16 protein-coding genes are annotated in these 20,046 nt (G+C 66.5%); 7 read left to right on the forward strand and 9 right to left on the reverse strand.

All coding sequences use genetic code 11. The features are described from left to right. Nucleotides 1-10 precede the first annotated feature (10 nt). The gene (locus ACLBYB_RS20135; protein WP_447699790.1) at nucleotides 11-808 is read right to left on the reverse strand and encodes an anti-sigma factor family protein; all 798 of its coding nucleotides are present in this window, start codon (nucleotides 806-808) and stop codon (nucleotides 11-13) included. Beyond that, nucleotides 805-1,314 (reverse strand): RNA polymerase sigma factor, encoded by a 510-nt coding sequence (locus ACLBYB_RS20140; RefSeq protein WP_447699791.1) that lies wholly within the window; start codon nucleotides 1,312-1,314, stop codon nucleotides 805-807. Before ACLBYB_RS20140 ends, ACLBYB_RS20135 begins: the two co-directional genes overlap by 4 nt. Before the next feature lie 21 nt (nucleotides 1,315-1,335). Between ACLBYB_RS20140 and ACLBYB_RS20145 the strand changes: the two genes are divergently transcribed. Genes ACLBYB_RS20145 through ACLBYB_RS20155 form a run of 3 tightly spaced genes read left to right on the forward strand, consistent with a single transcriptional unit; the run spans nucleotide 1,336 to nucleotide 3,397 of the window. Then, nucleotides 1,336-1,488, forward strand: coding sequence for a hypothetical protein (locus ACLBYB_RS20145; RefSeq protein ID WP_447699792.1), 153 nt, complete (start codon nucleotides 1,336-1,338; stop codon nucleotides 1,486-1,488). Between the two features lie 22 nt (nucleotides 1,489-1,510). Then, nucleotides 1,511-1,909, forward strand: coding sequence for a CopM family metallochaperone (gene copM, locus ACLBYB_RS20150; RefSeq protein ID WP_447699793.1), 399 nt, complete (start codon nucleotides 1,511-1,513; stop codon nucleotides 1,907-1,909). Between the two features lie 48 nt (nucleotides 1,910-1,957). Then, nucleotides 1,958-3,397, forward strand: a complete 1,440-nt coding sequence (locus ACLBYB_RS20155) for a YncE family protein (RefSeq protein WP_447699794.1) — start codon at nucleotides 1,958-1,960, stop codon at nucleotides 3,395-3,397. Between the two features lie 42 nt (nucleotides 3,398-3,439). Here the strand turns inward: ACLBYB_RS20155 and sorB are convergent, their stop codons facing one another. From sorB to ACLBYB_RS20185, 6 genes are all read right to left on the reverse strand, one after another. Then, nucleotides 3,440-3,760 (reverse strand): SorB family sulfite dehydrogenase c-type cytochrome subunit, encoded by a 321-nt coding sequence (gene sorB / locus ACLBYB_RS20160; protein WP_447699795.1) that lies wholly within the window; start codon nucleotides 3,758-3,760, stop codon nucleotides 3,440-3,442. 13 nt (nucleotides 3,761-3,773) lie between these two features. Further along, complete coding sequence (sorA, locus tag ACLBYB_RS20165) at nucleotides 3,774-4,985, reverse strand: SorA family sulfite dehydrogenase catalytic subunit (RefSeq protein ID WP_447699796.1); 1,212 nt, start codon at nucleotides 4,983-4,985, stop codon at nucleotides 3,774-3,776. Nucleotides 4,986-5,105: 120 nt separating this feature from the next. Then, nucleotides 5,106-5,810, reverse strand: a complete 705-nt coding sequence (locus ACLBYB_RS20170; RefSeq protein ID WP_447699797.1) for an anti-sigma factor family protein — start codon at nucleotides 5,808-5,810, stop codon at nucleotides 5,106-5,108. After that, nucleotides 5,810-6,298, reverse strand: coding sequence for an RNA polymerase sigma factor (locus tag ACLBYB_RS20175; protein WP_447699798.1), 489 nt, complete (start codon nucleotides 6,296-6,298; stop codon nucleotides 5,810-5,812). Before ACLBYB_RS20175 ends, ACLBYB_RS20170 begins: the two co-directional genes overlap by 1 nt. Before the next feature lie 741 nt (nucleotides 6,299-7,039). Continuing rightward, the gene (locus ACLBYB_RS20180) at nucleotides 7,040-7,906 is read right to left on the reverse strand and encodes a hypothetical protein (RefSeq protein ID WP_447699799.1); all 867 of its coding nucleotides are present in this window, start codon (nucleotides 7,904-7,906) and stop codon (nucleotides 7,040-7,042) included. Between the two features lie 533 nt (nucleotides 7,907-8,439). Next, nucleotides 8,440-9,345 carry a hypothetical protein gene (locus ACLBYB_RS20185; protein WP_447699800.1) on the reverse strand — a complete coding sequence of 302 codons (906 nt, stop codon included), beginning with the start codon at nucleotides 9,343-9,345 and terminating at the stop codon, nucleotides 8,440-8,442. Nucleotides 9,346-9,997: 652 nt separating this feature from the next. On the opposite strand from ACLBYB_RS20185, the gene ACLBYB_RS20190 reads away from it, so the two are divergent. Beyond that, complete coding sequence (locus ACLBYB_RS20190) at nucleotides 9,998-10,624, forward strand: hypothetical protein (RefSeq protein WP_447699801.1); 627 nt, start codon at nucleotides 9,998-10,000, stop codon at nucleotides 10,622-10,624. A gap of 248 nt (nucleotides 10,625-10,872) precedes the next feature. Here ACLBYB_RS20190 and ACLBYB_RS20195 read toward each other — a convergent pair whose 3' ends face one another. Beyond that, a complete protein-coding gene (locus ACLBYB_RS20195; protein ID WP_447699802.1) occupies nucleotides 10,873-11,073 on the reverse strand; it encodes a hypothetical protein in 201 nt (66 codons plus the stop codon). A gap of 451 nt (nucleotides 11,074-11,524) precedes the next feature. Between ACLBYB_RS20195 and ACLBYB_RS20200 the strand changes: the two genes are divergently transcribed. From ACLBYB_RS20200 to ACLBYB_RS20210, 3 genes are read left to right on the forward strand one after another with little or no spacing between them, the layout of a single operon-like run. Further along, nucleotides 11,525-13,210 (forward strand): hypothetical protein, encoded by a 1,686-nt coding sequence (locus ACLBYB_RS20200; protein ID WP_447699803.1) that lies wholly within the window; start codon nucleotides 11,525-11,527, stop codon nucleotides 13,208-13,210. Beyond that, on the forward strand, nucleotides 13,207-14,754 hold the full coding sequence (locus ACLBYB_RS20205) for a hypothetical protein (protein WP_447699804.1): 1,548 nt from the start codon (nucleotides 13,207-13,209) through the stop codon (nucleotides 14,752-14,754). Before ACLBYB_RS20200 ends, ACLBYB_RS20205 begins: the two co-directional genes overlap by 4 nt. After that, on the forward strand, nucleotides 14,751-19,958 hold the full coding sequence (locus ACLBYB_RS20210; RefSeq protein ID WP_447699805.1) for an FtsK/SpoIIIE domain-containing protein: 5,208 nt from the start codon (nucleotides 14,751-14,753) through the stop codon (nucleotides 19,956-19,958). The genes ACLBYB_RS20205 and ACLBYB_RS20210 overlap by 4 nt, the downstream gene beginning before the upstream one ends. Nucleotides 19,959-20,046: the final 88 nt, after the last annotated feature.

Consider the following 20,046-nt stretch of genomic DNA (forward strand, 5'->3'; position numbering starts at 1 on the left):
GACGCGCGCGTCACCGCGCACCGTCGCGTTGGCCCGAGACCTGCGCATCGACCGCCTGGGCGACCCGAAGCAGCCGCGCTTCGTCCGTGCGGGCGGTCACCACGTAGGACATGCCCGAATCGATCCACGAGAAGGCGGCCACGTCGTCCGCGCGGGCATAGCGAAACACGCCGCGGCCACCGGAGGGCCCGACCCGGCTGTAGAGGGTCAAACGGGTGCCCCGGTCGTCGTCGTACATCAGCATGGCCGCCAGCCCGTCCCCGGCGGGGAGCAGGCGGCCGCCCATCAGCCGGAAACCCTGCGCCTGCAGATCCGGCACGGTGACAGGCCGCCCCAGTCGCGCGGTGAGCCACTGCACGAGGTCGGACGAGCCGTCGGCGCGAACCTCGACCGGATGGGCGGCCTCGACCACGTAGGTGCGGAAGGCGGAGACGGCCGCCTGCGTCATCGGTTCGGCGGGCGCGCCCGGGCCCGGCACGGCGCCGCGCCCGGCCCACCCGGCCGCGCCCCCGAGGGCGAGCAGGAGTGCCGCCGCCGCCACGTTCGTCCACCAGCGCGGGATGCCCATTCGGCGCGGAGCCGCAAGGTTCGCGATGCGCAGGCGGGCGGGGATCGGCTCCTCCGCCACGGGCGCGAGCCGCGCCCGCAGGCGGTCCCGCACCTCCCGATCGGCGGCGACCCGGGCTGCCGCCTCCGGGTGTGCGACGAGCCACGCCTCGACGGCGGCACGGCGGCCCGGATCGAGCCGTCCGTCCACGAAGGCGTGCAGGTCGTCCTCGCCGACGGGACGCGGGTCGGACGCGGTCATTTCACCCTCCGCAGATGCCCGGTGAGGATCGTGGGGGCCAGATCGAGAAAGGCGCGCATCCGCCCCCGGGCCCGGCTTAGGCGCGACATCACCGTGCCGACGGGGACCGCGAGCACGGCGGCGACCTCGGCATAGGACATGTCCTCGACCGCGACGAGGAGCAGGACGGATCGCTGCTCCTCGGGAAGCGCGGCGATCCCATCGAGCACGTCCCGCGCGCCCAAAGCCGCCTCGGGATCGGCCCCCATGTCGGCGATCGTGTCCAGCGCCTCCACGCCGACCTCGATGCCCCTGCGGCGGCGGACGCCTTCGAGGTAGCGGTTGCGCAGGATCGCGAACAGCCACGCCCGCAGATCGCCCTCGCGGCGCTGAGGCCATGCGCGGATCGCCCGTTCCAGCGTGTCCTGAACGAGGTCGTCGGCCGCCTCACGCTGGCGCAGCAGCGCGGTCGCGTAGCGGCGCAGGGCCGGTATCTGCGGTTCGATCAGGACGGCGAGATCGTCCAAGGTGGTCTCCGGATCGGTGCGATGGCCCTGCTCGCACCGCCACTCAGACGAGAGATGCCGGAAACGCCGGATCTATTCCGGGATTTTATGGCGAAATCCGATCACGCATCCGTGATCGATGCGCCGGGTGTCGCGGGGAATATCGTGGCCCCGCCGGCATCTCTCACCGCGTGACCTCGACACTGCGGGAGACACCATGCGCGGCGCACCGACGGCGATCCTCATCACCCTGCTCATGGCCGGGGGAGTCTTGAGCGGCGGCATGATGATGCGCGCCGGGCACGCGCAGACCGCCCCCGGCGGCTTCGATGCGATGATGGCCCAATCGATGGCGCGGATGCACGCGGACATGGCGGTGGCGCCGTCCGGCGACCCCGACCGGGACTTCGCCGCGATGATGATCCCGCACCATCAGGGCGCGATCGAGATGGCGAAAGCCGAACTCGCCTATGGCCGCGATCCGGTCCTGCGCCGGCTCGCGCAGGGCATCATCGTCGAGCAGGCGCAGGAGATCGAGGTCATGCGCCGCGCCCTGGCCGAGCGGCCGGTCGCGCAAGCCACGCCGCAGCGGAGCCTGGCCCCTCACCATCACTGAGCGGATCGCCGCTTGCCATCCCCCTCGTCAGCGCGAAGAGACCTTACGATGCGATACGTCATTCCGGCGACCCTACTGCTCGCCCTCCTCGGTGGAACCGCCCTCGCGGGTCAGGCACCGGGGTCCGCCTCGGCGCCGGACGTGCCGGTCGGCCCCCGAGACCGGTTCTACACCTCGGACCAGTTCTCCAACACGGTCTCGGTGATCGATCCCGCCGCCAACAAACTCCTCGGCGTGATCCGCCTCGGCGACACGACGCCCGCGAACCTGAGCCCGCTCTATCGCGGCCAGCTCCTCGTCCATGGGATGGGCTTCTCGCCCGACCGCAAGACCCTGCTCGCCGTCTCGATCGGCTCGAACTCGGTCAGCTTCATCGACACCGCCACCAACACGGTGCGCCAGACCACCTATGTCGGCCGCTCGCCGCACGAGGCATTCTTCACGCCGGACGGGCGCGAAGTCTGGGTGAGCGTGCGGGGCGAGGACTACATCGCGATCCTCGACGCGGGGACCGGCAAGGAGACGGGCCGGATCACCGTGCCGAACGGGCCCGGCATGACGATCTTCTCGCCCGACGGGCATTACGGCTACGTCTGTTCCAGCTTCAGCCCCGAGACGGTCGCCATCGATGTGAAGAGCCGCGAGATCGTCGGGCGGATCAAACAGGAGAGCCCGTTCTGCCCCGACATCGCGGCGACGCCGGACGGCAAGCAGGTGTGGTTCACCCTCAAGGACGTCGGCCGCGTCCAGGTGTTCGAGGCCACGCCGCCCTTCAAGGCGATCAAGACCATCGAGACGGGCCCGATCACCAACCACGTCAACATCGCGCGAACGAAGGCCGGGCAGTTCGCCTACGTGACGATCGGCGGCCTGAACCAAGTGAAGGTGTTCCGCACCGACGACTTCTCGCAGGTCGCGACCATCCCCACCGGTGCGCTTCCCCACGGCCTCTGGCCCTCGGGCGACGGATCGCGGATCTATGTCGGCCTGGAGAATGCCGATGCGGTCGCGGTGATCGATACGGGCAGCAACGCCGTCATCGCCACGATCCCGATCGGCCAGGGACCTCAGGGCGTCGCCTACGTCTCGGAGGCGGTGCCGGAGGGGGCCGGCGCCCCGAACCTTCAGCCGCTGGGCGTGGCGGGCCAATCGAGCACGCTGACGCTGGCCGGGCCGGACGGCAAGGCGGCCACGCAGGTGACGCTGTTCGACCAGGGCGTGTTGCAAACCCTGCAAGCGGCGGTGACCGGCCTCACGCCGAAGAAGCCCTACGTCCTGGCCCTCGCGGCCGATCCGAAGGGCACCGGGCCCCTGGAGCCGCTCGCCGCCTTCATGACTAACCCGGCGGGCGCCGCCATCGTCAACGCCGTCGGCCCGATCCGGCAGGTGACGCAGAACGCCGATGCGGCCGCCCGGCGCAGCCTCGTCATCGTCGAGGGCAAGCCCGGCGAGACCGGCGCGACGGTCCAGACGCAGGCGCCGCGGTAACGAGAGGAGGGGCGGTCGCATGACCGCCCCCCATTGCAAGCCTCAATAGGTGTCGGTGAGGTAGGCGGCGATGGCCTTGGCCTGCGCCTCGTCGATCGGCGCGTGGTAGACCTTGACCATCTTGGTCACCTCGGACTCCCAGAAGGCGGCGCCTTTGCCCGGCGGCTGCATGGCGATGTAGTCCGGCGAGTGGCAGACGAGGCAGTTCGCCTGGGCCGCCTCGAAGCCCTCCGCGTGCGTGCCGGCCTTGGGCGCCCGCAGGGTCGCGGTCGGCTCCGGCACCTCGTAAGATTTCGGCGCGGCGAGGGCCGTGCCGGCCGCGAGGGCGAAGGCCGCCGTCAGGGCGAGGGTGATGCGGGTCATTCTCGTCACTCCCTCAGGCCGCGCGCACGCGGGTGGTCTCGACCACGTTGCGCAGGTATCCGGCCGGGTTCCAGCGCGGCTCCATCGGCTGGCTCACCCCGTCGTTGCCCGTGGCCCGCACCCGGATCGCATGCGCCCCCGGCGTCAGGTCGACCGCGAGGGTCCAGGGCCGGAAGGCGTAGGGGCCGAGATCCTGCCCGAGTTGTGCCTCCGTCCAGGTCCTGCCGTCGTCGGTCGAGACCGCCACCGACTTGATCCCGGAACCACCGTCGAAGGCGATGCCGCGCAAGGGCGTGCGCCCGGCCTTCACGTCCGCCCCGTCGGTCAAGTTGGTGAGAAAGGAGCGCACGGTGAAGCGGTTGATCGGCACGGTCTTGTCCGCCGCCTTGCCGGGTTGCGTGCAGGCGCAGTCGTTGTCGGGGATGCGATAGGCCTTCTGCATCCAGAAGCCGTCGAAGGGTTTGTCGAGCACGCTGATGCTCTCCAGGTGCTTGACCCAGTAGGTGCCGTAGAAGCCCGGCACGACGAGGCGCAGGGGATAGCCGTTGAGCCAGGGAAGATCCTGCCCGTTCATGCCCCAGGCGAGCATCACCTGTCCGTCGCGGGCGTGGTCGAGCTTGAGCGACTTGGCGAAGTCCGGCGTCTCCGGGATCACCGGGCCGTCGAGGCCGGTGAAGGCGACCTCGACGGCGCCGGCCTTCACCCCGGCCTTGTCGAGCACGGCCTTCAGCGGCACGCCGGTCCAGCGAGCACAGCCCATCGCCCCGTTGGCGAGCTGCCCCCCGGCCATGCGCGGTTCGAAAAAGCCGCGGGAGTTGCCCGAGCACTGGTTGACCGCGACGATCTCGGTCGTCGGCATCGCCTTCAGGTCGGCGAGCGAGAGCGAGACCTCTTTCTCGACATGCCCCTTGACCGCGACCCGGTAGGTCTCGGGATCAATCTCGGTCGGGATGTCGGCGAGATGGTAGCGGACGAAGAACGCGTCGTTGGGCGTGATCGCACCTTCGTCGAATACCGAGAACGGGGTCTCCAGCTGCGGCGGGCGCGCGGTCATCTGGAGCAGCGGGCGCTTGCCCGGATAGGCCACCAGGGGCCGTTCGCCGTTGCCGAAGGGCAGCGTGGCCGTGTCTTCCGCGAGCGCCCGCAGCGGAGCGAGGCTGCCGCCGCCGAGGCCCGCCAGAGCCGTGAGGCCTGCGCGCCTAATGAGATCCCGTCTGTCGAGCATTCGAAAGTCCTCCCCGTCCGCGCGTGGCTCCGGTGACCGGGCCCGCCTTGTGCAGAGGAGGAGACGCATGGCGCCCCCGGTCTATTCGCGGCGGATCGAAATAAAGTCCGTCCTCGCCCCTCACCCGGCGCAGGGGCGCTCAGGGAGGCCGGTGGCCCGGTCCAGGGCGATGCGCAGGCGGTCGGTCATGTCCGGCGCGGTGAGCAGCACGGCCGCCTCGGCCAACAGGGCGAACCGCTCGGCCGGCACCGTCTCGGACAGGAGGACGTAGTGGCGCCCCTCGCTGTCCCAGCGGGCCAGACGCAGGCCGCGGCTGCCTTCCGCGATCTTGAGACCGGTCTGGGCAGGCGCCGGCCCGCTCCAGAGGGCCAGCCGGCAGCCATGGCGCCCCTCGTACCCGGCGAGGCGACCGGCCGGACCGTCGTCTGGGGACAGGTAGACCAAGCGGAAGCCAGCCACCGCGAGATCGAGGGGGAAGCCACGGGCGCCGCTTGCGAGCCGCCCGTCGTTCGCGGGCGAGCCCGCCGCGCTCCAGGCGGCGAAGGCGGCGCGCGCGGAATCAGACGGGGGCCGGGACGCCATCACCAGCCACCCGGCGCCGACGAGAACGGCCAAGGCCGCGGCGCAGGCCCATCCGAGGGAGGCGCGGGCGATGGGCGCGCGCCGGGGCTGCACGACCGCCGCCTTCACGCCCTGCTTCAGCCGGGTCAGGGTTGCGACCCGCGCGGCTAGGACCGGGTCCCGGGCCAGCGACTCCGCGACCTCGTGCCGGCTCTGCGCATCGAGCTCCCCATCGACATAGGCATTGAGGGTCTCCCAGCGCATCACGGCACCTCGTTCCCATCGGATGACCCGGCGATCCGGTGCAGCATGATCCTCCTCGCCCTGTGCAGCCGGCTCATGACCGTGCCGATGGGAAGACCGAGCCGTTCAGCGGTCTCCCGATAGCTCAAGCCTTCGATATCTACGCAGGTCACGACAGACCGGCAGGGTGCATCAAGGGCGGCGAAGGCTTGGCGCACGGCGATGGCCGCGATCAAGCGGTCGTCGAACCCCTCGTCAGGCCAATCGAGGAGATCGTCTTCGTTGCGGATGCGGGAACGGCGGATTCGGTCGATCCAGGCGTGGCGCACAATCTGGAACAGGTAGGCGCGGGCCGCCCGAGGCTCACGGGGAGTCGTCCGCGTGGAGAGCGCCTTAAGAGCGCTCTGCTGCATCAGGTCACGTGCGGCGTCAGGCTCGCGCGTCAGGGTCAACGCGTAGCGATACAGACGCGGCCATGCGTCGACGAGGTGCTGACCGATAGACCGCATCCTGACGTGTCATCCTCCCCGCACTCCATAGCACAACGATACATGGCACACCGACTCGCGACGGTCGTCGGTGACCGTGGATGTCCGGAGGCTTTACATCACAGCAGTGCTGATCGAAGCGTTGCTGTTGCTGAACAATCGATGCCAAGCTTGCATGTCTGCTTCCAGGCATCGTGAGGATGCGAGTGTATGACCGGGATGGGCGCAAAGTCGAACGTCCGGTTGTGCGCGCACTGGCAATCCGGCGTACCGTACTTTGTCTCAAAGCCGCTGGTCCGCTTGGGAGAAGATCCGTCGGAAAATTGGACGGCTTCATATCTACCCTAGCTGTATCGACGAGCGAGCGCCCAGATAGGCGAAAACGAAACTATTTGTGTCTTGTTATGCGGTACACAAAATATTTGTGGTTTTTTAAGTAATGATCGGTCAAATTATTTTCAATCAGCATAATCGCCGGGCATTTCATTGTCTTTGTGCTGGCTGGATCGTCACTCACGATCGAAGTGCAGGCCGGTAAACGATTGGACGAGCCGAAACAGACGGTGGAGCAGTGAGCGGCGCCCGCGCTCTAGTTTTTGGCCGTGCGCCATACCTCTGTCAAAGGCAGCCCGTTCGCGCGCGCCCATCAGGGCGACAATCTCACTAACACGCAGGCCTCCGAGAAACGGCAGACGATGTGCTACGTCTTCGAGTTCTGTGAACCTGAGCGCCTGCAACAGAGTGGCACGCCGGTGTGCCGCATCACGACGCAGGTTCGCGATCCTCTCGTCCAGCCCCGCAAAAGGGCCCGAAGATCCGGCCCATTTCCTCTTCGATCTTGGCGACGTGGCCGATGATGTCGCCCTGCACCTGGCGAGCTACAGCGGGGTGGAGCTTAGTTCGCTGCATCAACTCGTCTGTTGTGAGGTTCGCGAAAGCGTGGGCTGTCAAACCGGAGCGGCCGAGCGCCTGAACAGCAGCAGGATTGAGGCGATGAAAATACATCCCGTCACCGGAGGCCATACGCGGCGCTACTTCAGCATCGAATTGAGCCTGCGCTGCATCGCCTAAGCTCGGGAACGACCGCTCGGCATCGGCGCATAGGACCGGCACTAAGCGGACATTGGGCAAAGCGATTGGCAGGCGCCGCATCGTGCGGCAGCCCAATTCTACGGCCTCATCCTCTGGGCGCATAGGCACCAAACCTAGGGGTGCCCTGCCCGCTGCAGCCAACACCTCGTGTAGAGCAACGCTAGCCATAAAAGAGACGACACGCTGATCGAGATTCGCGCCGACATCAACGACCGTGACGTCCTGGTCGGTATCGATCAGAGCATCGTAGAGTTTGCTCAAGGCAACCGCGTCCGCTGTGTCATCCTCACGCAAACGAGCCGCGTTCGGCATGGCGACGGTTACGACCTGTCCAGGGAAGACAATATCCAGAATCGGTTGCTGGTCGACTTGGACAACACCAACGCGCATCCCGGCAGATTCGAGGAAGGGCACGAGGCGGCAGACCAGAGAGGATTTCCACACTCCCCCCTTCTCGCTCATCACGAATACTGCCAATCGGGTGCGAATATTCGGAGCGTCGGCATAATTTATCTCGGACGTCTGCTTGCGGGCCATCGTGGGATCCTACGTTGGGTTGTGAGAATTACGTGATGGAGAGGAGTTCAAGCTGTCAGGTCGTGCTCAGCACGCGCTTGGCTCGGGCAAGCTGACGGGCTCTCTCGGAAAGGCCGCTCGCCGGCGATCCGGGATCGCTTGCCGGTGCGGAAGCCGGCCTGTCCTCCAACAGTTTCGGGACAGGCATCGGCGCGGCTGGCTGCGGGATAGCTGAACCGGCTTCGAAGCCGTTCGAGGCACGGTGATAGCCTCCTGCTCGCGGACGCCTTTCCGGTCCCACCCGGCGACGTAAGCGCGCGTGCAGACCTCGTAGCGTATTCTCGTCCACGGGCGGCTGACCGGAGGAACGCAGAACTTCGCTCAGCACCGTCGCGAGAGGTCGATACGCGATACCGTGGGCTCGGGCCTCGTCGAGCTGCGGCAGGACCGCTGTCAAAGCGGAGGTGAGCGGAGCGATCCCGTAAGGGGTGTCGAGGGCTGCGCGGAAGGCGATCGCCAGAGGATTATCAGGCGTCACATTTAGCGGAGCGGCCTCAAGGGCGCGGGGCATGATGGATGTCCATACGTAAGCCGAGGAAAGTGCGGCGCTGTTCGAAGACAGGGCGTATCCTGGCGACGTCGCGAGCGTGAGGATGAGGGAGATTGCCAGCCGGCAGACGGCGACTGCCGCTGCGTGGGGGCCGGGCGTAATGCTCCGTAGCTGTCTCATCGTGGGCGTGGCCCATTAGGGCCGCGATCTCGTCGAGATGGTAAATCTGCTTCGCCCGCGCAGCGAAAACGTGCCTGACCGTGTAAAGGGTGGGTCGCCGGCTTCGCTTGGGCCAAAGCGCCAGTCCGACGTAGCGGATGCGGTCGCGCAGGGCGCGCATGAAAACGTCGAAGGCGGCAGGTTCACGCCGCAACTGACCATGGCGACCCCGCAAGGCGCACAACCAAGCCGCGATGATGGCAATCTCCGGGGCAGAAGGGTTGCCCCACACCAAGCGGCGATAGCGGCCATGGGCACGACCGTTGCCGTCCTTCGCGTTGCGCACGATGAGTGTGACCGTATTCGTTCTGTAGACGAGGCGGGCGCAGCGCCACTCGCAGGGCCGCAGACCGGTCAGGCAGCCAGCATATAGGTAGGCATACAGTGCAGCATCGTTATGCCCGTGCCGCTTGATGAGTTCGGTGCCGAGCTGTGCCAAAAGTTCGTCGGTAACGTTCTTCAGCTTGCGGGCGGATGTCGCTGGAGGCCGCGGCGAGGGGATCGTCTCGGATGCCTGAACGACCTCAGACCAAGGCCGATCCAGCTGCATCAACGCCCGCGCCACTTCAGCCTCGAGGGCTGCGTCGGAGGCAACATTATGCAGCACCTGAAGACCAGTGCGGGCCGCCGCTCGGTACTGGCGTCGCGTGTTCGGCCGTAGTGTGTGCATGAGAGTTAGCAGCCAGGCCACGAAGGCCTCCGGGGTCTCCTCTGCCGCGTTCCCCCGCTCTTGCGCGAAGCGGGCTCTTAGTTGGCGGTACCGCATCGCGTACTGAAGGTCCGTGCTGGCAGCGCGTGTACCAGTCTGCTGACCTAGATGTCTTTCACCCCCGTTACTGCGAAATTTATTCGCGAGATGCAGCTTTGACTCGCCAGTGCTCGAGATCGGATTGGATCCCGAGTCATTGCGAAGCAAGACGTGACCGTTCGAGTCAGCATGTAGCTCAGCGTGACCATTCGTGACGGTCTGAGTCACAGACCAGTGCATCTTCGCTGAACACTGATCATCGTCGCGGGTGCCGAGCTGCATAATATATCTTCCAATGCGTTGGAGTTGCTGGACCGCCAGGGCTCTTGGGTCCGCCTTTACTCCGATGCCGGGAGCATCCGGCGCGTCACAAACGACCATCCATGATCCAGGACACGCCGTCAAGACGGCAAATTCACCTTCATATACAGGTCCTCAGCACAAGGCATCTGGGGTCAAGCCAGATCACGTGTCGTTCTCATTGCCACTTTGTTGCTTTGCAAAAATTGCCTTGAGCTGCCGTCATGACGGCGCATCATGCTTGACGTGAATGCATGTCGGCGCGATGGACGAAGCTTGAATGCGGGAGTTCCTAATGGGAAGCGAGCACGAGACATCCAAGGCCATAGAAGGTGCGCTTCCCACGCAAAATCGCATCCAAAAGGATCGTACTCAGATCAAAACGACATTCTATTTTACCCCAACACTTCACGCAGCGCTTAAGCGCTCCGCTCTCGACAGAGGTTTAAGCCTAAATAACTACGTCGTGCGCGTGCTTGAGCGCGACGTTGCGCTGGCCGGCCTGACGGCTCGAACACATGATTCGCTAGACACGACTGCCAATGCCGAAGTCATTCAGGGCGACCAAGCTGATCTTCGTGCTGCTATTCACGCGCTTGCGCTGCGTCTTGAGGCTGTAGAGCGGATGCTTGGTCAGGAATGGGGGGCGGCCAGTCTTGCCATATCATCGCATCGCGCACTAACTGTGCAGGAAGTTCGCGCGGCTGTACGTGATGTGCTGCTGAAAAACCGAGCACCAATGCAGCATCGACCCTTACTGGATCATCTATTGCAAGAGCGAGGCCTTATTCTCCCTGGCAAGGACGTGAGCGAGAATTTGCGCACCATCCTTGTCCATCCAAAAAGTATTGGTTTTCGCTTCCTACGAGGCTTGGGATATTGGGTCGATGATCTTCCAATACCAGACAATCGTAGATTGTGATCGTCCTTATGCCGTTTTGAGTAAAGATCAGCATGCCCGATCTGTCATCAAAATTCGGCGTATGTTGATGCGGAGTAAGTTATTTCAGACCATGTCACCTTTGTTGCATTCTCGACAGAGATCAATAGGGTTAAGACATAATTTCGGCTGCCCATCGCTTACAGGAATTCTCTCGACAACGGCAGCGGAAATTTCTTTGCCTTATCGTCCATCGAGCTTGGTGTCGGACGCCATCGGCTGGGACATCATCACACAAATGTCGGCGCGTTCGCAGGCCGGGAGCTGTTGACGGAATATAAATCCCAGCCGGCCGCTTCATTGAGCTTGTTCGCCTTCATGGCCAAATTAGACCGAGCGGCCATGCTGCTGAGCTGCGCCCGGTCCGCACTGTCATTGGTGACCGAGTGCACAACGAACGAATGATACTCAATCACGACTGCCACCAGCATGGTAAGCGCTCGGTGACGGCTGCCGTGTGTAGATAGGGCTTGGGTCTGGATACAGGTGATGGCGCGGGATGGCGCTGTATCTGGACCTATGACGCGCACTCCTCACATCGTCGTCGCGGGAACGCGATAGCGCGACAAGCTCGCCTCGATCTGTATGTTTGGGGGCACGACCACCCGTACGGAAAGCGGCGGCTTGGCAACGACCGCCCCATGTGTCTACCTTAAGTTAGGTGGGGGATAGTTGAGCAAGAAGCGGATGCCGCATCCTGCTTTCGGCAAATAGGCGCATCGGGAAGGCCGGATGAGCGAAGGCGCGAGTTGGATACGATTTCTCCGACAGTACGGCCCGATACCACGCAACGACAACTCGTTCGATGAACACCTTCGACGCTCCTCGCGGCGGCTGGGGGTGAGGCCGCCCACCTTCCCGCACCCCTTGGAGCGATCCGTCTTGGATGCGGTTCGCAACGCCGAAGGGGCTAGCGGCCTCATCGTTCTCACGGGCACGGCCGGCGACGGGAAGACCCACCTCTGCGGAAAGCTCTGGGAGGCGATCGGCGGGCAGGCGAACGCCTGGACCTCGGACGAGACCTACCACGAGACGGTCGCGTCCATCGGGGGGCGCACGGCGGACGTCGTGGTCATCCGGGATCTCACCGCCCTGCCGCCAGGCGAGGTCGGCGGCTACGCCTCGAAACACGCCCTGCTGCAGGACGCCAGCCGTGCGGCCCTCGGCGAAGGCGCACCGCGGTGGTTCGTGATCGCCGCCAACGACGGGCAGCTCGTCGAATCGTGGCGTCGGTTGAGTGATGATCCCGCCGCCCGGCGCATGCACCAACTCATCGAGGCGCGTCTCGTTGGCGATGCGGACCCCGAACCTGTCGATGCGTTTCAGTTTTTCAATCTGAGCGCAACGCCGTGTCCCGACATCCTGGACCTCGCGCTCGACGCCCTCCTATCCCACGAGGGTTGGGCGGCCTGCTACGACGAGGCAGCCGTGGACGGCTTCTTCGGTCCGCGCTGCCCGATCCGGCGCAATTACGAGTTGCTTCGTGAGCCACAGCTCCGTTCGCGACTGCGCGCCCTTTTCGAGCTTTGCGAGTATGCCGAACTCCATACGCCCATCAGGCGGGTCCTGATGTTGCTCGCGAACGCGATGCTCGGCCACCCTGCCGGACGCGACCGGCTCCTGCAGGCCGCCGACGTGAGGGGTATCGTCGAGGCCGGGACCGAGGGCCAGGGAAGCATCTATGGCAATCTCTTCGGGTCCAACCTTGGGGCCACGAAGCGGCAGGGGCTGGAGATCTTTGATTATCTCGGTCGCTTCGGCATCGGGCAGGAGACGACGAACCGTCTCGACAACCTAATCGTCTTCGGGCGGGACGACGATGCGCTGCGGCCGTACTACGACGCGTTCCTGGGCTCGGACGGATTCTATGGGGCCACGGACCGCTTCCGGGCCGCGCAACGGGAGTACCTTGAGGAACCGTCCGATGCTGAGGGCGGCGAGTTCCTCGACCTGCTGTCCGACCAGAGACGGGCGCTCTTCTTCAAGATCCCCGACGAACAGGCCGACGAGCTGTCCCTCTGGAGCCTCACGGTGTACACCCACGCCGGCGAATACCTGCGCGACGTCGCCTCGGTCGCGAAAGCCGGCGGCCGCGTGCAGCGCCGCATTGTCGCTCGGCTCGCGAACGGGCTCAACCGCGTCTTCACGGGTCTGCTCGTATCGACCGACCGGGAGCTGCTGCTGGCGACGAACCTCGCGACCTCGGGCGGCGGGACGAGCCAACTCCTGGAGGACCGCCTCTCGGTGGCGCCCAGACGGCATGAACGCGTCGACATCGGCTTCGCCAACGGTCTGCCGACCCTTGAGGTCCACCTGGACAGGGACGTCGTACGGTCCTTGGCCCTGAACCTCACGCGCTACGAGTTCCTCGTCCGCGTCGCCGAGGGTGCGCTGCCCGGCAACTTCTCGCGCGAATGCCTTGAGGACATCATGGCGTTCAAGAGCTCGCTCCTGTTCGCACTGGAAACGTCGCGGCCGTCGGAGCGGTCCGATGGCATCTCGTTCCGACTGCTCAGCCTCGACGCGGCGGGCAACCCGCTCGACGAGGTGATCGAGGTTCCCGAATGAATGCCGCGACGACCGTACCGGCCCCGCCGCCGCCGAGGATCGACCATCCCGAAAACAAGCTTTGGGTGGACGAGCAGATCTGGGGGCATCGGCTTTGGGATTCCCAGAGCCCCTGGCTCATCCTGATGGAATTCCTGGTCGTCGCCGAGGCACAGCACAGGTCCGGCGCGCTTTTGGCTGGCGGCAGCCCCTACCCGCTGAGATACCGCCCAAACAAGCGCATGTACCTGCGCAACATCCTGTACAACAATGAGAGCCTCGTCCGCGTCGCGGAGCGGGTGACCGACGATGCGACAGCCTGGGCGCGCTGGCTCGAATGGATGGGCGAGAACGCCCAGGCCGTACCGTCGCGCGACTTTTCCTATCTCCGCTCTCGCTTCCCATCTTTCCACGAGTTCGCGGCCCTCGTCGGCATGCTGCGCTCCTCCACGGTCGAGTCGAAGTCGAACAAGCGGTGGAGCTCGCGCTTCGTCTTCCCCTTCGGCCCCAGCGCGCTTTACGAGGACCTGAACGTGTCGGCCGGCACCGCGAGCCGGGAATACATCTACTTCGGCCTGCCCGGAGAGCTTCTCTACCAGATGCTGGCCCGGTCGGACCGTGCCGGCGCGCTCGCCGCCCACTTCGCCCAGGCCTTCGAGGGCAGCGACCCTGCGGACCGCCTGCTCGCCAGGATGCAGCCCGACGTCCCGGACGATGTTCAGGTCCGGGGGAACAGTTACCTGCCGTACGAACGGCATCCCTGCTTCGACGCTCTCGGAGCCGACTGGACCGCGGTGCTCGACCAGCGCCTGCCGCGCTTCGATGCCTATCCACACCTCGCCACGCTGGGGGCGCTCCACATCCTGCTGTACCAACTGCGCGTCGCGGCGGACGTCCTCGGCGAGGGCCGTCCGGCGCTGGTTTGCGAGATGGTCGCGCCGCGCAAGACCCTCGTGCGCGAATTGTCCGTCGCGAGCTACGCCCGCAACGATGGGCTTTCCGCCCGGGCGGTCGAGAGGTACGTCGCCGCCATAGGGGAGGGCGAGGACTGGCGTCGCTTCGCGGCCGAACCCGAGGGTTTCGCGAACTGCCGCGGCCTCGTCCAGGAACGCGTGCGCTGGCCTCGCGGTCCCGACGACTACGGAGGTCCCGCCGAACCGGATCGCCTGCTCGCGGAGTTGCGGCGCAGCGCCCTGGCCCGCCACCGACAGCACGTCGGACAGGTCCACCGCAGCTACGGCGCCGGCATCGGGCTAGTGTCGCGCCGCGGGACGAACAGGTTCCGCTACGCCCCGACCGACGCCCTGCTCAAGGCATTGATCCTGGCGAACGTGGAGGTGCGGATGGAGTTCTCCGCCTTCCTCATCCTCCTGCACGAACGCTACGGCCTCGTGTTCGGCGACAGGGAAGCGGCCGCGTCCCTGGACGCGGGCGACGTCGATTTCAAGGCATTCCAGGCGAATGCCGAGCGGCTCGAAAGGCGGTTGAAGGCGCTCGGCCTCCTGCGACGCCTGTCCGATGCCTGCGCATACGTCGAGAACCCCTTCCGCAGGGCCGCCCGATGACCGTCCTCGAACTGCTCGGCCGCGTTGCCGTCCTCTACCTCCGCGAGCAGCTTCCCGCAGGCTCGGATGTCGATAACGGCATCGCCCGCTACACCCTGGACTGCCTCGGCGCCGAGGTCACGACAGCCGTCGGGCTCGCGGTCCTCGCGGACCCGTTCCTCGCCACCCGGGTCGAGGTCAAGCTGCCGGCATCACTCGTGGTGGGGGCGGCGCTTCCGCCCGAAGCCATCACCACGCTGCCGGCGACCCACTTCCGCAACGCGACATGCGCGAAGTCGGCCTTCCTGCTCGCCAATGTCGGCGACGAGGAGCAGCAATCGCTCCAAGAGGCAGCGCGGGTCGGTTCCGCGGAACTCCTCGACCGTCCCGACCTCTGGGTGCGCGCGGCCTCGGACGGGATCGGGTTGTCCGACACGGACGCACGATGGTGGGAGAAGGCGCTCGCGGGTCTGCGTGACCTGCGGATCGCGTCGCTCGAACGCTTCGCCGCCTACGTCCTGCAGACGAGGGTCTCCGTCGAGGACGACGGCCTTCCGCTCGTGAACGCGCTCGGCGCGGCCATGCCGGCGCTGCGCCTGCCCCGCGACCAATGCTTCTTCCTGGCCATCAAGGAAGCCGTACGTGGTCGTGCCTCCGCCTGGAAGGCCCAGTTCTCCTCCGCACGGACACGTCGCGAAGGGTTGCTGGTGAAGCAGACCAGCGCCCAGCTGGCCCTCGGGGAGGACGAGTTGCGGACGGCTTTCGAGCGCGTCAGGGGCGTCATTCCCGAAGTCCTCCATCCCGTGGTCGAGGCCTTCATCGTCGCCCCGGCTGGATGGAACGTCGAGGCGGCCGCTCTGGCCGCCTGCGAATGGGAGGACGTCAAGCCGCTGTTCGACGGTCTTCAGCGCGAGAAGTTCAACCTCGGCCGCCGCACCTTGGAGTTCTACGCGGAGGGCGAGCCGGGTCTGCTCGCCGAGGAGGACCGGCAGTACCTGGAACGCCTCGCCTCGCGACGCACGACCGATGCCTCGCCCGACGACACGGCGTTCTACGAGAGCCGCCGGAACGAGTTCAGGGAGGACCGAAAGCTCAAGTCCGCCTGGGATAGGTTCGTCTACGGACGGCCGTTCGAGTGCTCGGATTTCCTCGTGGGGCTGGCCTCCTCGCTCGAACCGTTGATCAACCGCTCGACCCCCGGCGTGGGACGCCGGCTTCGCATCCGATGCGACCGCGCCACGAGGCGTGAGTTGCGAGACCTCAACGTAGAGGCCGGGACGTACTTCGCGCTCCGCTATGCCGGTCTGCGCGCGCTGCTTGGGGACCGGGTCACCTGGGACGTCGGCCAACTCCTCGACTTCCCAGCCCTCCTGGCGGAGTGGCGCACGGCGGGCACGGCGAACCTGAACCGCTCGCAATCGAAGGCGGCGCTCCAACTCCGCTTCAACCTTGAGGTGGAGACGGAGTTCGCCTCCGGTGGAAGCGAGACGCATTCCGCGCAGCTCGTCTGGGCTTACGACGCCGACGCCGTGGTCTCCCAGTTCGCATCGGACTGGGAGAGGCTCGAAGCCCGCCCCCTCACGGCTTGCCGGGCCTCGCGCGAGCAGTCGGGAGCGCGGGCGCGTGCCTCCACCGTGGACCTTTCCGACGTTAGCACGCTCGTCCCGGCCTTCGACCGGAACCGCGGCTCCTTCGTCCCGGTCTACAGGCGCGACCGAGACCTCGGCGTCGCTTGGCGCGCGAACCTCGCGGCGCGGCGGGACGAGGGGAAGCTGGGCCACGACGCGGCGGAGGTGCTGCTCCGGAGCTTCGAGAAATTCGAGTCGTCGTATGCGGCGGCCGTGCGGGAAATGCGAAGCCTGGGCGCCGGCGCGGCGGGAAATCTCGCCCAGGCACAGGCCTACGCCCGCCTCCTGCGGGATGTCGTCTCGCGGGCACCGGGAGACCGTAACCGGGAGGCGTTGCTGCGTCCGCTGCTGCAGGTCGGCACCGCGTTCGTCGAGGGCGGCTCGCCGGCAGCGGTCGTGCTGCCGTGGCATCCGCTCAGGTTGGCCGCTTCCTGGCGGAAGGCACACCTCGTCGCGGACCTGATCAAGAGGTTCCTGAATCCCGGCGAACTCGTGTTCGGCGACACCAGACTGTACTTCAAGGACCTGCGGCGCGACCTGGGCCACGCCTTCTATCCGGAGGTGGTCCTGGGTTGGATTGGGGACCAGCCGACGGTGCTGGCGGCCACGGACTGCCTTCAGGACTACAGCCTCCACGAGGCGCCCGTGACCGGGCCGGACGCCGACACGAACGAGAGCCCCGCGGACGGCGCGGCCGCCGTCATCGACCTCGTCCGTCGCTATCTCGTCCTGCAGCCGCACGAGCGGGCGAACATGGCGGTCGTGCTGTTCAACTGCGACTCGGCACGACTGCCCCAGGCGGTCATAGATCGGCTCGGGGCGATGGACGAGGACGGCGAGGACACCCGCTGCCAACTCCTGCTCCGCCACGTCGACCCGGTCCGCCTTCGCGACCTTTACCGCTCCCTCCAGGAGGGCGTGGCCTCGGAAGCCACCGTCGGCGGCGCGAGCGAGGCATCCCATGACTTCATGGCCCGCCTCCGCATCTCCGTCGTCGCCGACGAGGCGCCGCCCCCGGACCCCAGGGACGGTCGGCCCTACGACATCGTCTTCTCCCAGGACGTGGTCTCACGCCATGCCCGGCTTGAGTGGTTGCCGGTCGAAGCCACGCCGGCGGACATCCGCAGCCTCCTGCCGTCGCGGTGGTCCCGTCGCCGTCCGACCGCCGACGACGACCTGAAGTCCGCCAGCTACCTGTGCTGTCCGGCCCAGGGCGAGGAGGGCTGGGCGTTCCTCGACGCGGTCGCGCGCATGTCCCTAGGCGATGCCGCCACCGCCGCGCCGGGACACCGCTTGGTGCCGGCACGCCAACTGGACTTCCGCGACGAGCGGACGTCCCGCATCTTCGAGGAAACGCACAACCTCGGCAATTGGGTCGCGAACTACGACGAGTTGCTCGACCGCCGGCAGCTCCTGAACCAGAGGGTTCGCATCATCAGGTTCAAGCAGACCGACACGTCGGGCCGAAACCTCGTCGTTTCGTCGAGCGCCTCGCTCGCGCTCCTGAGGTCGATGGTGACCGGAAGGTTGCGGACGCTCAATCTCGACCTCGACGAGGCCGCCATCCCGCCGCTCGTCGACCGCATGATCGACGATGCGAACGAGGTGTCGGGCGACATCGTCCTGCGCGCTGCCAAGAGGGGTCGCAGTGCGAGCGAGCTGATAGGCCTCGTGCTCAGTCGCTACCTCATACGCAAGGAACTCGGCGAACGCCTCGCCGGCTGGTACTTCCTTGACGACTACGCCGCATGGCTCGGGCAACGCGAGGAACAGATCGCCGACCTGTTGACGCTCGCGCCGTCCAGGTCGGGCGAAGGCTATCGGCTCGAACTGGTCGTCTCCGAGGCGAAGTACGTGCATGCGGATGCCTTGGCGAAGGCGCGGAAGGACTCCCAGAAGCAACTGCGCGACACCGTCCTGAGGATGACGGAGGCACTGGACGGAGTGCCCGCACGGATGGACCGCGACGCGTGGCTCGGCCGTCTCGCCGACCTGCTCATCGACGGCATCAGGGTGCCGGCGGCAGGCGGCTTCGACCTCGCCGCCATCGCGCGAGCGGTCCGCGAGGGAAACTGCGAGATCAGCGTCCGGGGCTATTCGCACGTATTCGTACCCGAGCCGGCCGATGGCCCGGACCTCTCGTCGACCGTGGAGGTCTCCGGCTTCGACCGCGGCTTCCAGGAAACGTACGGCCGGGCGCGCGTCCGCGAACTGGTCGCGTGCTACGCGCTTGATCGGGATCCCATGAGCGTACGGCGGGCCGTCGGCTTCGATCCGGATTTACCCCCTCCACGGGGGCCGGCCACCGTCGATACGAGCAAGGCGGCACCAGGAGCAGGGCCATCGGCCCCGACCGAGGCCGCTGGCGGCTCGGCGATGCCCACGCTCGTTGCACCCGCGTCCGCGACGCATGCCGCCGCCCCGCCGCCGAGGCCGACCGAGCCGGCCCATGGTTGGCTCGATCCCGCTGTCGGTGCCCTCCTGGCTGGAGCCGAGCCGGATGCGGCCTCGAACGAGGATGCGCGGTGGCTGGAGCAACTGGTAAGCACCACGCGCAGCGCGCTCCAGCAACTCAAGCTGCAAGCGAAATCGATCTCTTCCACATTGACGCCGAACAGCGCGCTCCTGAAATTTGCCGGAACGTCGACGCTGACCGTCGAGCAAGTGTTGAGGCGACGGTCCGAGTTGCTCACCACCTACGGCTTGAACGTGGTCTCGGTCAGGGCCGAGCCGGGAGCCGTCGCCATCGCCGTGGAGCGGCCGCGTCGAAGTTCCGTCGGGATAAGGGCGCTTTGGACACGATGGACCCCGCCCGCCGACGGGTGGGGCAACCGCGAGTTGCTCGTCGGCGTGCGCGAGGACGACAACCGCCTCCTGCTGCTGTCGCCGGGACGCAGGCACGCGCCGCACACGCTGATCGCCGGCAGCACGGGCAGCGGCAAGTCCGTGCTGATGCAGAACCTGATCCTTGGCATCGCCGCCACGAACACGCCCGCACAGGCGCGCATCGTGTTGATCGACCCCAAGCAAGGCGTGGACTATTTCGCGTTCGACGAGCTTCCGCACCTGGACGGGGGTGTCATCGACCGACAGGAGGCTGCGTCGGAGCGTCTCCAGGCGTTGGTGGCGGAGATGGACGCCCGGTACGCGCGCTTCAAGGCCGCACGGGTGTCCGACCTCGATGCCTACAACGCCAAGGTCGACCCGGGGGATCGGCTCCCGGTGATCTGGCTCGTGCACGACGAGTTCGCGGAGTGGATGCTGGTCGAGGAATACAAGCGTGAGGTGGCGGCGACGGTCGGGCGCCTCGGGGTGAAGGCCCGCGCCGCGGGCATTCACCTCATCTTCGCCGCGCAAAGGCCGGACGCGAACGTCATGCCGATGCAGTTGCGGGCGAACCTCGGGAACCGATTGATCCTCCGCGTCGATTCGGAAGGGACCTCCGAGATCGCCCTGGGCGAGAAGGGGGCCGAGCGCCTTCTGGGCAAGGGGCATGTGCTGGCAAAGCTCGAAGGCGAGCGGGACGTCAGCTACGCCCAAGTGCCCTTCGCGGACGGTGCCTTCGTCGAGGGCCTCGTCGAGGCGCGGCGACGGTGATGCGCGTCATGAGGCAATCCGTCACGAAATATGCGCGCGGACGGTCCGCGTTTCCGATTGAAAGACCGTTCCGGGCCCCTCAGGATGC

It is taken from the genome of Methylobacterium sp. D54C (assembly GCF_053345595.1).

Coding starts and splice junctions, on each gene's coding strand:
- sorB (WP_447699795.1), bottom strand. CDS start 3,760: ATGACCCGCATCACCCTCGCCCTGACGGCGGCCTTCGCCCTCGCGGCC.
- ACLBYB_RS20145 (WP_447699792.1), top strand. CDS start 1,336: ATGGCCCTGCTCGCACCGCCACTCAGACGAGAGATGCCGGAAACGCCG.
- ACLBYB_RS20205 (WP_447699804.1), top strand. CDS start 13,207: ATGAATGCCGCGACGACCGTACCGGCCCCGCCGCCGCCGAGGATCGAC.
- ACLBYB_RS20190 (WP_447699801.1), top strand. CDS start 9,998: ATGGGAAGCGAGCACGAGACATCCAAGGCCATAGAAGGTGCGCTTCCC.
- ACLBYB_RS20170 (WP_447699797.1), bottom strand. CDS start 5,810: ATGCGCTGGGAGACCCTCAATGCCTATGTCGATGGGGAGCTCGATGCG.
- sorA (WP_447699796.1), bottom strand. CDS start 4,985: ATGCTCGACAGACGGGATCTCATTAGGCGCGCAGGCCTCACGGCTCTG.
- ACLBYB_RS20210 (WP_447699805.1), top strand. CDS start 14,751: ATGACCGTCCTCGAACTGCTCGGCCGCGTTGCCGTCCTCTACCTCCGC.
- ACLBYB_RS20135 (WP_447699790.1), bottom strand. CDS start 808: ATGACCGCGTCCGACCCGCGTCCCGTCGGCGAGGACGACCTGCACGCC.
- copM (WP_447699793.1), top strand. CDS start 1,511: ATGCGCGGCGCACCGACGGCGATCCTCATCACCCTGCTCATGGCCGGG.
- ACLBYB_RS20175 (WP_447699798.1), bottom strand. CDS start 6,298: ATGCGGTCTATCGGTCAGCACCTCGTCGACGCATGGCCGCGTCTGTAT.
- ACLBYB_RS20180 (WP_447699799.1), bottom strand. CDS start 7,906: ATGGCCCGCAAGCAGACGTCCGAGATAAATTATGCCGACGCTCCGAAT.
- ACLBYB_RS20195 (WP_447699802.1), bottom strand. CDS start 11,073: ATGCTGGTGGCAGTCGTGATTGAGTATCATTCGTTCGTTGTGCACTCG.
- ACLBYB_RS20155 (WP_447699794.1), top strand. CDS start 1,958: ATGCGATACGTCATTCCGGCGACCCTACTGCTCGCCCTCCTCGGTGGA.